Raw genomic sequence first — 16280 nt, 5'->3', positions numbered from 1 at the left:
CGGGGTGCGACGGAAACGAGCGGGACAAAACGCAAGACTGCGAAATTTCAATCCACGCACCCGCACGGGGTGCGACCTATCACCTGTCTAAAATGCAAATACGGGTGGAAATTTCAATCCACGCACCCGCACGGGGTGCGACAAACTGGGTGAATGGCGCTCCCCCAAAATGGGATATTTCAATCCACGCACCCGCACGGGGTGCGACGATCGGGTGTCATATTTCAATCACATCTTTCATTAATATTTCAATCCACGCACCCGCACGGGGTGCGACCTCCACCGGGTTGCGGCTCCATGCCTTGTCGCTATTTCAATCCACGCACCCGCACGGGGTGCGACTTGATCTTCTGTGGATCGTTCAATCGCTCCGGGTGATTTCAATCCACGCACCCGCACGGGGTGCGACATCATGTAAATCAAGGCACTTGATCTCATCCAATTTCAATCCACGCACCCGCACGGGGTGCGACGCTATGATAAAACAATCCGCGATCGCTCCACTGATTTCAATCCACGCACCCGCACGGGGTGCGACCGTAGGGGTCTTCATTACTCATTCGAATCACCGTATTTCAATCCACGCACCCGCACGGGGTGCGACTCCCGAGCGTCTTGGAACGATCCCATGTATACTTGAATTTCAATCCACGCACCCGCACGGGGTGCGACAGTAAGATCATGCCGGATACCACGTATGCACCGATTTCAATCCACGCACCCGCACGGGGTGCGACTCCAATTCCCCACCCAATAAGTCCGATGCTTTCTTATTTCAATCCACGCACCCGCACGGGGTGCGACGGGGATTGAAATGACTTCGGCAAAGACATGGAATTTCAATCCACGCACCCGCACGGGGTGCGACTGCACAGTTAATAGCGATCATATGATCCTTAGATATTTCAATCCACGCACCCGCACGGGGTGCGACCGCAAATGATCAGATCAATGTTCGCATAGAATTAAAGGATAATCATTCATCAAACCCGTAATAAATGAAAATTTGAACCCGGATTGGAAAATTTTTCCAACTAGGAATATTTCGTGATAATGATCCGTGACCACCAGACTTGTTGAATCCGGCATAAAATGTAAATAGCATAATCCAATCTTTCCTGCGAAGGTCTTGGGAAAAGGATGTTTGCTTCAGGTTCGCGGCAATCACGCAACTAATAATCCTTCAGGATCGTATCCGGTCTTGTTACCTAAATGTTCGACCCGGTTCTGCCAATTCGCACCCAGATAGTAGAACCGGATACTGTCCCGATCCTTATCCATAATACTGTTCAGGGAATGTTTAAGTTTTGCAAACTGTGCCGGATCGACAAGACATTCGAATACGGAATTCTGAACCCTTTGCCCGTAATTTACGCATTCGCGTGCAACCTGCCGGAGCCTTCGCCTTCCCTCCGGCGTTTCCGTATTTACATCATAGGTAACCAGGACCATCATATTCAACACCTCAGTTCATAAAGAACGGCGGATAACCGTCGATATCACCGCGCAAATACCGCGCCATCAGCAGGCTCTGGACATAGGGAAGGAGCCCGATCGGGATTTTCTCGTCGAGGTACGGGTGAGTGATCTCGTCCTGTTTTCTCTTCTGCCATGCGGCAAGCACGGATTTGCGTCCCTTATCAGTCAGGAGAATCCCGCCTCCTTCCTTTTTCAGGAAATCGTCACCGCATACCTGTTGCAGGTTCACAAGGTTGAGCGCGAGCCGGTCCGCGATGAACGGCCGGAGTTCTTCCATCATATCGAGCGCGAGACTTGCCCTCCCGGGCCGGTCAGTATGGAAGAATCCGACATACGGATCAAGTCCCACTGTCTCTAGCGCCGATTCGACATCATGTGCAAGAAGGGTGTAAAGGAAAGATAACAGGGAATTCATGTTGTCACGGGGAGGTCGCCGGTTCCGTTCGCGAATAAAGAAGTCATTTTTCTGTTTGAGGATCAGCTCGTCCAGAACATCAAAATAGAATTTCGCACAGTTTCCTTCGATGCCCCGGAGTGTGTCGGGTGTCGTGCAGCTATCTATCTTCATCAGGTTCTCAATGAGGAGATTATCAGCACACCGGATCTTTTCGTATCCTATCACTTCACCATGGTCACGGATACTCCGTCCAAGAACAATCCGACAATTGACTATCTTTCCCGCGATGAAACATTTTGCGATATCCAGTGACTCCTCGATATTATCCGCGATACGATATTGGGTTCGTCGTAAAAGGACATTGCCCTTGACCCGGCCATTCACTCGCCCAAGAAACTTTCCATACGGCGTGAGGAATGAGAGCCCGACATTTTTGTCCGAGCACAATCGCATAAGTTGAGGACTCGCACTCATATAGCCGAAACAAACGATCCCTTCAAGGTTATGGACAGGAATCCGGAATCGCTCCTCACTGCCGACTTTGATTATAACATTCTCGCCATCCCGGTGAAGATAGGATTCAGGAGTTGTCACGTAGAGAGTGTTGAGCAATTTTCTCATAAAGTAAAAATCCCGGGGACAATTTGATGTTGCCCCCAATATGAGAGGGTAATTTCAGGAGTCATGGACGCAAGCCTCCTGAACGTGTCTCCCGATATAATTACGGACAGGGGTCTTTTTCTTCGTCAGTTTCGGGACGCACACATCGATTAAAGAACATAAGGAACAATTCTTCCCAGTCTCGGCTTCCGGTGTGATACCGTTCCGGAAAAGTTCGTGCATCTCGTCAGCCAGTGATACAACGAGGCTTCGTAAATCCTCGGTAATTTTTAGGTGCTGCCTCCGGCGGATCTCATTGTAATACAAATCCGCCTCATCGATCCGGATCCCGAACATCTCCTCAAGGCACATGACCTGTGCGCAGAGCTGGACTTCGTCGCGCTCATCGATCTTCGGCTTGCCGCGTTTGTATTCCACCGGTTTCATCAGCCACCGGCCGTCATGATCCGGAATCGGGATACCGGCATCGGAACGGGTGTACTCAATCACATCGGCGATTCCGGTCAGGCCGAGAGAATACGAGACAAGGGGAAATGCCCGGGAGATGACAACATCTCCCCGCGACTCATTGAAGAACGGATCATCGACCCGTTCGTGGACAAAATGCCCCTCCTGCGTGCGGAGGTTGTCCTGCCATTGCTGCTCGACATGAATCAGCGCCCACTGCCTTTTGCAGAAACAAAAATGCTGGATACCGGATAACAAGAGCAGCTCGTCATCGGTATAGCGTTTATCGCTCATAGTTTTTCGATGACTTCGACTTCCTTCGGTACATCTTTAGAGATGGTGACCTTGTAATCCTTGAACGAGCGTGGCGGCAGATCCGTTGAGAGCCGTTCGACTTTGACCTTGTCGAAGAGGACGTGAGACTGGCAGCATCCGAGTTCGCTGTCATGCTTGAACACAATCAGCTTCTTTGCAGAGAGTTTTCCCCGGGCTGCCGAGTGATCGTGCTCGAACATATTGACGAGGCTGTCCCAGAGAAGGGCGAGATCGTCTTCAGAGAAGCCGGTGGTTTTCTTTGCGAGATGTGCGGAGATGTACCCTTCTGCCCGGTACAGACCGTACGGGACTATCTGTTTCTTTCCCATCGTCTGGCCTTTCTCGGCATCCTTGGCATTCGCCACAGCCTGCCGGGTAATCGTCACTTCCTGCTGGAAGATCGGATCCTGGCTCCGGGCGAATGTGAGCTGGACCGGCCCTCGTACCTGACCGCAGTTCACTTCAAGCGCCATGACAGCACCGAATGCACGGATATCAAAGAAATTCTTGCACATGAATTTTGTCAGTTCGTCATCCTTGGGTTTCTTTGAGTCCGGCTTCCTCCCGAGGGCGGCATACGCTTTCGTGTGCTGCTCGTTAAGCACAACACCTTCCTTTACGTAAATATCATACCCCTCTTTACCCTCTCTCACCATATCGACATAGTCCCGGATCTTCCGCTTGAGACAGACATCTGTCACGATACCGTATCCGGTCTGGGGATCGACCCGAGGCATGTTTCCCATATCGGGATCGCCATTCGGGTTCCCGTTCTCGACATCAAATAACAATACGAATTCATACCGGTTCTTGATTGCTTCGCTCATGGTTTAACCTCCTTTTTCTCCTCGCTGCTTTCTTTCTTTTTGAAAAACGCTTTTCTCTGGTGATAGTACCCGAGCATGAACATCCCCTGTTCCTCAAGGTTCAGATATGCCGGGAAGGCATCGACTCCCATCAGGACATCCTCAATCCACTGGTTTGACTTGAATCCCCAGTCCGATTTAGCAATGTGGTGCTGGGCAAGTTTCAGCAGGACCGGGAACACGACTGCCGGCGTTGTCGATGCACTGCTGAAGTACTTGCTGTTGATGGTACTCTTCATCTCCCTGTTCGTATCGCTCTGCGTCTTTTCCAGTACCGCAAACAATCTTCCAAGACGGTACGGGACATTCTGGCTTTCTTCGTTCAGACTCACGGTAATCATATCCTCTTCATGTTTTCCTCTGGTTCGTGCAAGGCGGATCAGGCAGGCTTTGATGAAACCGGCCCGGGCATAATTGATCGAACGTTCGACTTTCACCCGGTTCAGGATCGCATTGTACATCGGTACAGGGTATGGGGTGTTCTCAAGGATCGAACGCATGAGAAGTCCCCCGAGAAGGGGGGATGCTGCCTTGTCGCTGGAATTCTTGGGAATAGTCTCTTTCAACAAACGGTACACGGAGATATATTGCGGCCCGTGATCATCCCGTTCGATCTCCATATCGAGATGATGGCGTGCAACCCGGGTGATGAAATTTCCGAAACTGTCCTCATGCCAGAAACGGACGGCAAGCCGGGCGTTGTTCGGTGCCAGTCCGAGAATATAGAAATTCGTCTTATCAGGATCCACGCCAAGATCTTTTTCCTCCAGATGCTTCCCGCTCCTGACTTTCTGGAGAATATCGCTGACAAGCTGGCGGGCCTGGAGATCCTGTTTCTTTCCTTCTGCTTGGATATCATCTCCACCGGTATCTTCCGGCTCCTCAACAGGATCAATGAGGAAATGGGCAAGATTCTCACAGGTCTTTTTGGTGGTCTCGGCCCAGAACACGGTTGAAGTATCGCCGATTTGGACCCTGTTCTCACTCTCACGTTCAAGAAGGTAATTCAGCGCTGTTGTGTACTTGAACATCGCTGATTCGCTAATCGGGGCATTATAAAATCGCTTTTTTTCGTTGTTTCCATATGACCAAAATGCATCATTGTTGAAACTAACAAGAGATGCACCTGCAGGTTGAGCATCATATACCCCTTTGATCTTCTGGTGCGTCGTTGCAATCTTTTCCTTTCTGCCGCTGACCAGACACTGAGCAATCTCTGATCCTTCTTCCGAAGAGCTTTCGTAATTTGAATCCCATATCTGGCGGATGATCGGATTCTGATGAATATACATACCCCCCACATCAAATACAAAAAAACCACCGGCAAGCAACTCCTCCTTGTATTCGGAAAACTTGGGATATTTCAGGGAATTTTCCGGGATCCAGGTATCAAGGAATGTAAGGAACGATCGAACTTCGGCATCCGGCACAGAGTCGAGGAGCGAATGATGTAATCTCCTGAATTGCTCGAAACATTCCCGGGAACGTTTCGTTATCACGATCTTTTCTTTTTCCTTTTCTTCCAGAACTGAAAGGAATTCCTCTGAAGAAAAACCCTTTCGCGGATCTTCTTTTACCTTCTCGAGGCCGAATATATACTTTGCATTATCACATGCAAAATACGGGATAATCGAGACTGCCCGGGATTTCTGGTACGGGACTTCCATCATCTTCGGTTGCTTTTTCTTTCCATCGCTCCTGAGATCAATGATGTTGGTAAGATCACCATCCTTCGAAATTACCAGAGCGAATAAAATTTTTGCCGGGCTGTAACCGGTTTTCGGGATTTTCACGGAGGGATCCCCGGCAAGAATATCATAATACCGGGCAAGGGATTGTACAATCACGAGTGAACACCTCCCTTAAGACAGTTCTGCACATCGATCACGCCATCATTCATATCAGCCCGGAAAAAGACCGGGTTCATGTTGTTGGCAAAATCGATGTCCCAGAGCATGAGCCCGAGATCTTTTTTCCCGTTCAGTTTTGATTTGGGAATCTCTCCCTCAACGAATTCGAACTGCACCGGGAACTCGCGGCATCCAAAGTACGGGTGGTGGAAGCACTGCCCTTTCCGCATTCGCCTGAGGGCGACATTGTAGTGTTTCTGTACCGTATCATCGGGGCGGGCCTTGTCGGTGAGATTGAAATGTGCCTCGATGTAATAACAGACATCCCGGAGAATAAGGGAGGCCCGCTGGACCCGCTCGTCATTTGCATCCTTGAAGAGAACGGCCTCCTTCCCCTGAAATGCACTTTTAACCGGAGCGAGCGGAATTTTTCCGAGCACTTCATTCCTGCGGATGTTGTCGAACTTCACCGGCTTCATGACATGAATCCGGTCGATCTCCCAGACTATCGCGGGCTTCCAATAGATCGCTTCAAGAATTCCCCGGGCAGCCGAAGGGGTCATCACATCATAGCTGACCCGCTCGACCTTCATCTCGGGGCGCGTGAAGCAGGCATAATCCCCCCAGACTCTCAGTTTGATTCCAAATCCGATATCCACCACCTCCTAAATGATCCACAATGATCCATCATATCCGGCATTCTCCCGGATTTTCAATCCTGTTTCATCGGAATAATCCTCACAGGATCTCAATACATAAAACCGGTCGGCAATCGTCTCAATCAGGTTCATGCGTTCCATCTCCCGAAATTCATTAGGATAGATACTGACCGAATATCCCTGAAGATCCCGTATGTACATCCAGGGAAATTCTGTTGCACGAAGATCCGTTATCTTCGATCTGGCGTTCTCATCATAGGGAATAATCAGGTCTTTTGTTCCTCCCTCGATTATCCGGAATTTATCCGCGACATCCACGAATGGGAATGCAAGTTCATCGGAACGCTCTTCGAGTTGTTGTAAGATTTTTTTCTCATCCAGTCCTCCATCTTCCTTGTAGTGATATAAGCGTTGGAAATAGTCCGTCACAGTTGAGAGCGAGAGCGGATCATCGGAATAACTCAGGGCCATCTCGCCGATTTCCGCAACAAGATTCTGCCATGACGTTGCCTTGCCATAACTCTCCGTGGATTTGAAAATGAAAACCTCGCCCTCATTTAATTTCCCTTCGCGGTTGCACCTGCCGGCAGCCTGTGCGATCGAATCGATCCCGGTCATCGCGCGATACACAACCGGGAAATCAATATCCACACCGGCTTCGATCAATTGCGTCGAGACAACCCGGCAGTCCTTATCCTCTTTGAGACGATTCTTGATCTCCATAATCTTTTTTCTGCGGTGGACCGGGCACATCCTTGCGCTAAGGTGAAAACAGTTCCCGGAACCGGCAAGCGCATCATACAATTTCTTCGCATGATTCCGGGTATTCACAATGCATAAGACCTGACGATGCTCTTTCAGTCTGGCTGATAGTTCAGCATCACTGAGTGAACGGAGGTCAGTCACGCGTACCCGCTTGAAAGATTCATACAATTTATCCGGCGAGTCCATGATCTCCTGGGGCCGGATGCTCTCGTCCAGCAGATCGCCCAGTTTCGGCTGGGTCGCAGTACAAATGACAACCGTTGAGCCATAGTTGCGGACCAGCTCGGACAATGCGGCAAGACAGGGTAACAGGTACCCGGTCGGCAGCATCTGAGCTTCGTCAAGGATGATCACGCTCTTTGCCAGGCTGTGCAGTTTCCGGCAGCGGGACCGTTTGTTGGAGAAGAGCGATTCGAAGAACTGGACATTGGTCGTGACAACGACCGGCATGTCCCAGTTTTCCGTTGCAAGCCGGAGAGATTCTTTGCCACTATCCATATCATCGGTTTCAATCGTTGCCGGATCAAAATTGCTGTGATGTTCCAGAACATTCCGGCTCCCGAAAATGTCCCGGAACACCTTGGCATTCTGTTCGATGATACTGGTATAGGGAATAACGTAGAAGATTCGTTTCAGATTATGTTTCTTCAGGTGTTCGAGCGCAAATGCCATTGAAGAGAGGGTTTTTCCCCCGCCGGTCGGAACCGTCAGGCTGAAAATGCCGTGTGGCAGCGAGCCGGCCTCAACACACTGGCTGAAAATATTTTTCCGCTCGCGGTTAATCAGAGAATTTTCCGCACCGGAATTTTTTTCCCGCATGAAAGTTTCGAATTTTTTACTAAGTGCTTCGAACGATTCATACTGTCCACGCACTGAAGATTTTTCCGGGTTGGTGAACTCTTCCGTATCGAGCGAGTCCGCATCCACTAGACACGAGTAAAGCATCCGTGTGAAAAATGAAATACAATAGCCGGTTTTTTGGGGAAATGGTTTCAATGCGAGATGAAACGTTTTTTGATCGGGAATGGTGATCTCATGCTTGTAAAAAGAATAATCCGGTAAATCAGATTTTTGCATACGCTCATAAAGGCCACTTTCGCTGCTGCCAAAATTCAAGAGGCCCCCATGATGTCCGGAGATTACATACGCGAAAATCAGACCGTACGATTTATGATATTTTTTCCTGGCTTCAATCGCTCCTGCGGTCGAGTGATCAACGTGAAATCGTTCACCTTCGAGACGTTTCTGGAATTCCGGGGAATATTTTCCAAGATCATGAAGTAGTCCACTTGTGTATGCCAATTCACCGGCATGAAAATCATTGGCAAAATTTTCAGAAATAGTTGCAACATTGATGAGGTGATCCTTGAGGAGCTGCCAGTCGGATTTCTCCGGATTTCCTGTGGAATGAGCGTAATACATAAGGGCGACTTCTTTAAATTACAAAATTATTCAACACTCCAGATATTGCTGAGATGATCCCCTTTCATCCCCCTACAGATTAAACCTTGCGTCCCGCGCCGTGAAAGTGATCGAGGCAATCATCGCCCTGCCAAAAGGGCCCGTCCCGTCACCGGAGGAGATCCAGAAGAGAAGTGCGGCGGGAAAGAAAGAGCAGGGGGCGGGGAGATAGTTGCTCTCAGTGGAGAGTTGAAAAAGGCGCGGCCGGGACTGGATGTCATCGTTTATAAACACGGGACCGTTTGTCGATGTTCACGATAAGAAGCGTCCGGTCATCGTTTTCGAGTGAGAAAAGAATCCGGTAATCTCCCACCCTTGTCCTGAAGACACCCTCCTCGCCAAGGACTTTTTTAGCCCCGCGAGGGAACGGATTTTTGGCAAGGGCCTCGATTTTTCTGGCAATTCTTTTCACGATCCTCTGATCCGCATCCTGTAAAAACCGGTCCGCCTTCGAACCGAACCGTATTTCACGTGACATGCCGGCTCTTCAGTATCTCATCAAGCGAACGGGTTTTTCCTTCCCTGAGTTCGCGACGGGATTCTTCAAGGAGGTTTTTTTCATCCGGGGCGAGGATCATGTCCTGATCGACCATGTGTTTCCTGATATATTTCAGGTCTGCTCGGATTAGTTTCAGCTCTTTCAGGACTTCAGTTTCCATTGTTTTCTCCTCGTGTTATGTACTCTTCTTCCGGGATATATGCATTCAGTTGTGCTCATCCACGGAAAAACCATTCACAGAGCCGCACAACGCCGGCTTGCATTCGATTCGTGTTCTATTATGTTCGGGTTTTGTCCGGTACCAGAATGTATTTGAGGACAGGTACATAACCGGTTGAGTACAAGGGAGCCACGGCAAACCGCAGGGGAAAAATATAATACTCCAGTATATCGAAAAAGCACTCGCCCATGCACGCTACGATGTGATCAAGGACGAGGAGCCCTATTACGGCGAAGTGCCCGAACTGCCCGGTGTCTGGGCGACAGGTAAAACGCTGGAAGAGTGCCGCAAAAACCTCATCGAAGTGATCGATGGCTGGATCATCGTGCGGCTGCGCCGGGGCATTCCCATCTGCCGGTAATCTGTCACCCCAACGCTTTAATTTCTTTGAACTTTTCAGAACTTTTTTCCGTGATCAAAAAAAATTGAAAATTTTTTTTCACTGCTCGCGATTTTTTCAAATTTTTTTTTCGATTCTGAATTTTTTTCAAAAATATTTTTTCCCGGGTATCGGAAGGACGGTTTCGCGTCCGGAAACGGGATGGCCATCTGGGAATGAGAAGAGACCCTTCCGGCTCCCCGGCAATGATAAATCATGATAGATTAGTGCCATTTAAAACCTTCCGTTTGCCAAAATACCCAATATCTGAAGAGATTAAAATGCCCGCAAATGACCTGCCAAAGCGTTCTGTACAAGGATTGTTTCCAGAATGTCCAATCCATCAGCTGGCTTCCGGATTCCCGAATTTCCATGCAGGTTTTGGGGATCTATAAAATCGTCCGTTTGCCAAAATAAGCCTTTTACGCGAACTTTGGGAAACAGAGCCCGATACGAACTTCTTTTCACCTTGTCAGACACCAATCGGAGCCCGTATCGGGCCCGGATTGCCTCAGGCTCACTGAAGGTGATCGAGCTGGGTGGTGTTACCGGACAGGGGGTCCGGATGCAGAGAAAGGCGTTTTCGAACGGGATCGGACTGACCATAAAAAAACGATTGGGAAAATGTCAGGTTGCGTGAGAAAAAACCGGAATTTTTTTGCTCAGGAAATATTCCCAAAGCCGGATCGGACAGGAACGTTCAATCGTCGGCGGGCCCCTCTGACAATTTCCGGATCTCGTTGTTGAGCGATACAACGGACTGCCTGATAAAATTCAACGTTATCACCCAGTAAGAGAGGTATGATTCTGCCAGTGTACGTGTTGTAATCCGGCCTGAATGTACCCTTTCAAAATAGCGAAGATCTGAATAAAACCGGTATCGTAAAAAAGAGGTGTGGCAGATTATTCCCGGACCTCACCATCAGATCGCTGCGGTACCGGCAAGCGGGATCGCGATACCGGATTCCGATGCGGTTGCGGTACCGGCCGATGCCCGTATCGCGTCGCGGACAGACCGGAGGAACTGCTTTGTAAGCTCGATCAGTTTCTGGTTGACAGTCTTTAACGCTTCGCGGTCATGGTTGTTGAGCGCCTGCTCGAGCTCGGGGCGCATAGCAGCGAACTGGTCAAGCACTGCCTGCGGCCCGCTTGTGTTGATCCCGTGGGCTTCAAGTACATCGATGATGTCCTTTGCGTGCCGGACGTGCATGTCGAACGTCTCCAGCCGGTTCTCCGCATGAGCCTTCCAGAGATCGTCCTGCAGGCCCGAATCGATCTTTGCTGCCTTTACGTTCATTCCCTGTACACCGGATGCCGCCGAGGCCGGCAGCACCATCATGCCGATTAAACAGCAGGCGAGGAATGCACCTGCGATCAGTTGTGTTGCTTTCATCTTCGTTCACCTTTTTTGTATCGTGGGGGTGTCTCACCCGTACAACTGTCGGGCGCTGCTGCTTATCTATTAATAAAATAGGCGCGGTTCAACAGCCTGAACAGAAAGGAACATGATTGAGCTGATCGGTTAGACAATAGATCCTGCAGGGGAGCGGTTTTATATTAACCCGGAATTTTACAATGGCAGGATCTGTGTAATATTACCACCCTGATATCGATGGCAATGATTCCGGACACAGGAAAGCAGACAAACAGGACAGTTGTCAATGTCGCGCTCTTTTTAACCACCCTCCTCACCGGTGGCGGGGAGCATCCCTGCCCGCCGCCCGTTTGCTCCTGAGAAGCTTGTGGTACGCGATCGCGAACCGGTGGGCCTCATTCCGGATCTCCTGCAGGTACTGGAGCGCGGTTCCTTTGGGATCGAGCCGGCGCGGGAGTATTTCCCCGGGGACGTAAACATCTTCCTCCCGTTTTGCGATCGCGATCACAGGAATGTCGCAGCCGAGGCTTACCAAGACATCGCGTGCAGCACCGAGCTGCCCCTTCCCGCCATCGATGATGACAAGGTCCGGCAGTTCCCCACCCTCGCCTGTCAGCCGTAAATACCTGCGCTTCACCACCTCCGCAATGGAGGCAAAATCATCGATTCCCTCAACCGTCCGGATCCTGAACCTGCGGTAATTCTTCTTGTCCGGCTTCCCATCCCGGAACTGCACCATTGACCCGGTCATCGATGTCCCGAATAGGTGCGATATGTCAAAGCACTCAATGACTGACGGGGGGGTTTTGAGATCAAGCGCTGCCTGCAGGCCCGGCACCTTCAGTCCGTCACGGAGGAACGCATGTTCAATATTTTTATACACGAGATCGAGCAGCTTCTTCTTCTCGCCAATCCTTGGCACGGTCACGCGGACCCGCGACCCCTTTCTCTGCGACAGGTATTCGGTGAGCGCAATACCGATCCCGACCGGGACGACGAGCTCTGCTGGCGGAGTGCGGTCCGCATAGAACTGCACGAGGAACTCTTCAAAAAAATCCTTGCGGGAATCAAAGGAGTACTCCTGTTTTCCGATAAGAAGCCCCTTTTCCACAGAAAAAACCATCAAAAAAACCGTTTCGCCTGCGACCGTGTACGCTATGATGTCCTGATCGGTCTCTTTGGGGCGTTCCACATGCTGCCGGTCTGCGAGGTGCCCGATTGCGGCGATCTGGTTGCGCAGTACAAGCGCGTATTCAAAATCCTGTGCTGCCGACCGTTCCTCCATCTCTGCCTGAAGGGATTTGAGCAGCTCGCCCGATCTCCCTTTCAAAAATGTGGCCGCCCGCTCGACCTGTATCAGGTACTCCTCCCTGCTGATCTTCCCGATACAGGGGGCGCTGCATGACTGCATATGGTACCGGAGGCATGCCCGTTTGGGAAGCTTCCGGCACGACCGCAGGCAGAAAACCTTTTTTATGACCCGTAGCACATGGTCGCGCTCTTCAGCAGAGACAAACGGCCCGAAGAATGTCCCCTCTCCTTTCGTGATGCGCCGTGCAATCCCGATCCGGGGGAACGGGTCGCGTGAGATCCCGATGTATGCAAACCGTTTCGCGTCCTTTAAATCGATATTGTACCGCGGCAGGTGTTTCTTGATGAGGTTGTTCTCAAGTATAAATGCCTCGACTTCGCTGGTGGTCACGACAAAATCGACCGATGCGGTATGCCCAACGAGGCTCCTGGTCTTTGTATCATGATCGGTCCTTGAAAAGTAACCGGCAACGCGCTTCCTGAGGTCTTTTGCTTTCCCGATATAGATGATCGTGCCGGACTGGTCAGAGAAAAGGTAGCAGCCGGGGGCATGGGGGATGTCGGGGAGGGTGATCATGGAAGCTGTAGTATCGGTTTTAAAAATTGCCCGGTATAGCTTTTTGAAATACCGGTGACTTCCTCAGGTGTACCTGTCGCGATGATCTCCCCGCCTGCATCCCCGCCATCGGGGCCGATATCAATGATATGGTCGGCGGACTTGATCACGTCAAGGTTGTGCTCGATCACGACAACGGTGTTGCCCTTGGCGACAAGGTCGTCGAGAACCTTGATCAGCTTTTTCGTGTCGTCAAAGTGGAGCCCGGTCGTCGGTTCATCGAGCAGGTACAATGTTTTTCCCGTCGCACGCTTTGCAAGCTCGCGGGTCAGTTTGATCCGCTGCGCTTCGCCACCTGAAAGAGTGGTCGCGCTCTGCCCGAGCTTGATGTAATCAAGGCCGACGCGGGTGAGCAACTCCAGCTTGCTCCGGATGGACGGGATGTTTGCAAACAGTACAAGTGCCTCTTCCACACTCATACCAAGCACATCCGCAATGGACTTTCCCTTGTACTTCACATCGAGCGTCTCGCGGTTGTAACGCTTCCCCTTGCACTCTTCGCACTCAATATATACGTCGGGCAGGAAGTTCATCTCGATCCGGATCAGGCCGTCACCTTCGCATGCCTCGCACCGGCCGCCACGCAGGTTAAAAGAGAACCTGCCCGGTTTATATCCCCGCATCTTTGCCTCTTTTGTCCCTGCAAAGACCGTTCGGATCTCGTCAAAGACCTTCGTATATGTCGCGGGGTTTGACCGTGGCGTCCTGCCGATTGGCGACTGGTCGATCACGATTACTTTGTCAATCGCCGAATCGAACGTAATTGCGTCATGTGCGCCGACAGGTTCCCGAGACTGGTGGAGGACCCGCATCATACCCTTGTAAAGGGTTTCGTAGATGAGCGTCGATTTCCCGCTTCCCGAGACCCCGGTTACTACGGTGAGAAGGCCGATCGGGATTTTTGCATCGATATTTTTTAGATTGTTTTCCCGGCAGCCTTTAACCGTCAGGTACCGTTCTGCCTTCCGGCGCTCCGCTGGGACTTCGATCCGTTTTTGACCGGAGAGATAGTGCCCGGTTAAGGACTTTTTGTTCTTTTCGATCTGCTGCGGCGTTCCTTCCGCAACGACTTCCCCGCCGTGAAGGCCGGCGCCAGGTCCCATGTCAATCACATGGTCGGCGGAACGGATCATGTCCTCATCATGTTCGACAACGATCAGGGTGTTACCGAGGTCACGGAGCGTACGCAGGGTGCCGATCAGCTTCCGGTTGTCCCGCTGGTGGAGCCCGATAGAGGGTTCGTCCAGCACGTACAGAACACCCATCAGGTTCGAGCCGATCTGTGTGGCAAGCCGGATACGCTGCGCCTCACCACCTGACAGCGTTCCGGCATTGCGCGAAAGTGTGAGGTAACCGAGCCCCACCTTTTCAAGGAAATCAAGCCGGGACCGGATCTCCTTGATGATCTGGTGCGCGATCTCCTGCTCCCTGCCGGTGAGGCGGAGTGACTCAAAGAACGCAATGCACCCGCTGACCGAAAGATCGGTCACGTCGATAATCGACCTGCCGTTGATCCGTACCGCAAGCACTTTTTCCTTGAGCCGCTTTCCCCTGCATGTCGGGCAGTCAAAGACTCGCATATAGCTCTCGAGCTCGCGCTTCCGGTACTCGGACTGGGTCTGGCTGTAGAGCCGTGCCGTCTGGGGGAGAAGCCCCTCCCATTCACCCGTATGCGACCAGTGTGCGTCCCCGTTCTTCATGCTCATCGAGAACTTCATCCGTTCACAAGAGCCGAACATGAGCGCATTATACTGGACCTCTGTGAGGTCTTTTACCGGGGTAAGCACATCAAAACCGAAATGTTTTGCAACGGTTGCGAGGTATTGTCCCCGGAAACCGTCCATCGGGTTACGGTACGGGGCAACGGCCCCGTCTGCGATGCACCGGTTCTTGTCCGGGATGATCAGGTCGGGGTCAAACTCCATCTTTACACCCAGACCATGACACTCCCCGCAGGCGCCAAATGGGCTGTTGAACGAGAACATGCGGGGCTGGAGTTCCTCAAATGCGAGCCCGCAGACCGGGCATGCCATGAGTGAGGAGTATGTCACCTCGTTGCCCTCTTCACCGACAACCAGTACGAGCCCTTCAGACTTTTTCAGGGCGTTTTCCACAGCCTCGGTGAGCCGTGACCGGTCGGATGTCTCGCAACGGTCGATCACGATCTCGATGTCCTGCTTCTTGTACCGCTCCAAATTGATCTCCTCATCGGTGCGGATGATCTCCCTGTTAACCCGGACGCGGGCGTACCCTTCCCGGTTGAGATCACGGAGGAGTTGCTGGTAAGTGCCCTTCTTCTGCCGGACAACCGGCGAGAGTATGGTAACCATCCCTGCGTGCTCAGCTGCGATCTGGTCGGCAATCCGGTCCGGCGTCTGGGACGCAATAGGGATATTGTGTTCCGGGCAGTATGGCGTCCCGATGCGGGCAAAAAGCAGCCGGAGGTAATCGTAGATCTCAGTGGTGGTCCCGACAGTCGAGCGGGGGTTCTTGCTCGTTGTTTTCTGTTCGATCGAGATCGCGGGCGAGAGCCCTTCGATGCTGTCCACGTCCGGCTTGTGCATCAGCCCTAAAAACTGCCGTGCATACGTAGAGAGCGACTCGACATACCTCCGCTGCCCCTCTGCATAGAGCGTATCGAACGCAAGCGTCGATTTACCGGAGCCGGAGACACCGGTGATTACAACGAGTTTGTCGCGAGGGATTTCAACACTGATATTTTTTAAGTTGTGCTGGCGCGCGCCTTTGATGATGATATTTTTCATAGCTGTTGCGCTGTACCAATCGTTTCCAGACATTAAAGAGATTTATTTTGGGGCATGGGTGCGGCCGGGTCGACTGCGGCTGCGGCAGGGGCTGGCAGCAAGGATATCTTCTCCTGTCTGCCATTTTTAAAAAAGCAGACATGCAAAAAACATTCTGATAGGTTCCCAGGTTAATCACCGCTCTGCAATGACCGATTCCCCAGGGAACATTATGAAAACCGATGATTTCTGCAGAACCCGTTTTTTTAGGCTTTC

General features: G+C 51.4%; 13 protein-coding genes and 1 CRISPR repeat array (1 of these 14 cut by a window edge). Of the genes, 1 reads left to right on the top strand and 12 read right to left on the bottom strand.

Annotation, left to right across the window (positions count from 1 at the left end):
* Positions 1 to 934: direct repeats of the CRISPR family, unit length 32 nt; unit sequence ATTTCAATCCACGCACCCGCACGGGGTGCGAC (it extends 4273 nt beyond the left edge of the window).
* Between the two features lie 230 nt (positions 935 to 1164).
* The 9 genes from cas2 to OS112_03600 form a co-directional block, all read right to left on the bottom strand.
* The gene (cas2, locus tag OS112_03640; GenBank protein ID WAC05731.1) at positions 1165 to 1455 is read right to left on the bottom strand and encodes a CRISPR-associated endonuclease Cas2; all 291 of its coding nucleotides are present in this window, start codon (positions 1453 to 1455) and stop codon (positions 1165 to 1167) included.
* Between the two features lie 10 nt (positions 1456 to 1465).
* The gene (cas1c, locus tag OS112_03635; GenBank protein WAC05730.1) at positions 1466 to 2497 is read right to left on the bottom strand and encodes a type I-C CRISPR-associated endonuclease Cas1c; all 1032 of its coding nucleotides are present in this window, start codon (positions 2495 to 2497) and stop codon (positions 1466 to 1468) included.
* Between the two features lie 54 nt (positions 2498 to 2551).
* Positions 2552 to 3238, bottom strand: a complete 687-nt coding sequence (cas4, locus tag OS112_03630) for a CRISPR-associated protein Cas4 (GenBank protein WAC05729.1) — start codon at positions 3236 to 3238, stop codon at positions 2552 to 2554.
* Complete coding sequence (cas7c, locus tag OS112_03625) at positions 3235 to 4086, bottom strand: type I-C CRISPR-associated protein Cas7/Csd2 (GenBank protein ID WAC05728.1); 852 nt, start codon at positions 4084 to 4086, stop codon at positions 3235 to 3237. Before cas7c ends, cas4 begins: the two co-directional genes overlap by 4 nt.
* On the bottom strand, positions 4083 to 5972 hold the full coding sequence (cas8c, locus tag OS112_03620; protein WAC05727.1) for a type I-C CRISPR-associated protein Cas8c/Csd1: 1890 nt from the start codon (positions 5970 to 5972) through the stop codon (positions 4083 to 4085). The genes cas7c and cas8c overlap by 4 nt, the downstream gene beginning before the upstream one ends.
* A complete protein-coding gene (gene cas5c, locus OS112_03615) occupies positions 5969 to 6634 on the bottom strand; it encodes a type I-C CRISPR-associated protein Cas5c (GenBank protein WAC05726.1) in 666 nt (221 codons plus the stop codon). Before cas5c ends, cas8c begins: the two co-directional genes overlap by 4 nt.
* A 6-nt stretch (positions 6635 to 6640) precedes the next feature.
* Positions 6641 to 8821, bottom strand: a complete 2181-nt coding sequence (gene cas3 / locus OS112_03610; protein ID WAC05725.1) for a CRISPR-associated helicase Cas3' — start codon at positions 8819 to 8821, stop codon at positions 6641 to 6643.
* Between the two features lie 256 nt (positions 8822 to 9077).
* Positions 9078 to 9338 carry a type II toxin-antitoxin system RelE/ParE family toxin gene (locus OS112_03605; protein ID WAC05724.1) on the bottom strand — a complete coding sequence of 87 codons (261 nt, stop codon included), beginning with the start codon at positions 9336 to 9338 and terminating at the stop codon, positions 9078 to 9080.
* Positions 9328 to 9519 (bottom strand): hypothetical protein, encoded by a 192-nt coding sequence (locus OS112_03600; protein WAC05723.1) that lies wholly within the window; start codon positions 9517 to 9519, stop codon positions 9328 to 9330. Before OS112_03600 ends, OS112_03605 begins: the two co-directional genes overlap by 11 nt.
* 262 nt (positions 9520 to 9781) lie before the next feature.
* On the opposite strand from OS112_03600, the gene OS112_03595 reads away from it, so the two are divergent.
* The gene (locus tag OS112_03595) at positions 9782 to 9940 is read left to right on the top strand and encodes a type II toxin-antitoxin system HicB family antitoxin (protein WAC05722.1); all 159 of its coding nucleotides are present in this window, start codon (positions 9782 to 9784) and stop codon (positions 9938 to 9940) included.
* Between the two features lie 940 nt (positions 9941 to 10880).
* On the opposite strand, the gene OS112_03590 is transcribed toward OS112_03595, so the two are convergent.
* The 3 genes from OS112_03590 to uvrA all read right to left on the bottom strand — a co-directional run bounded on the left by OS112_03590 (position 10881) and on the right by uvrA (position 16025).
* Positions 10881 to 11351, bottom strand: a complete 471-nt coding sequence (locus OS112_03590) for a hypothetical protein (GenBank protein WAC05721.1) — start codon at positions 11349 to 11351, stop codon at positions 10881 to 10883.
* Positions 11352 to 11646: 295 nt separating this feature from the next.
* The gene (uvrC, locus tag OS112_03585) at positions 11647 to 13221 is read right to left on the bottom strand and encodes an excinuclease ABC subunit UvrC (protein WAC05720.1); all 1575 of its coding nucleotides are present in this window, start codon (positions 13219 to 13221) and stop codon (positions 11647 to 11649) included.
* Entirely contained in the window at positions 13218 to 16025 is a 2808-nt protein-coding gene (uvrA, locus tag OS112_03580) for an excinuclease ABC subunit UvrA (protein ID WAC06130.1), read from the bottom strand. The genes uvrC and uvrA overlap by 4 nt, the downstream gene beginning before the upstream one ends.
* Between the last annotated feature and the right edge of the window lie 255 nt (positions 16026 to 16280).

This window comes from Methanoregula sp. (assembly GCA_026625165.1).
GTDB lineage: Archaea > Halobacteriota > Methanomicrobia > Methanomicrobiales > Methanospirillaceae > MVRE01.
Note: the sequence above shows the minus strand (reverse complement) of the source record. Positions and strands in the feature narration are given on the sequence as shown.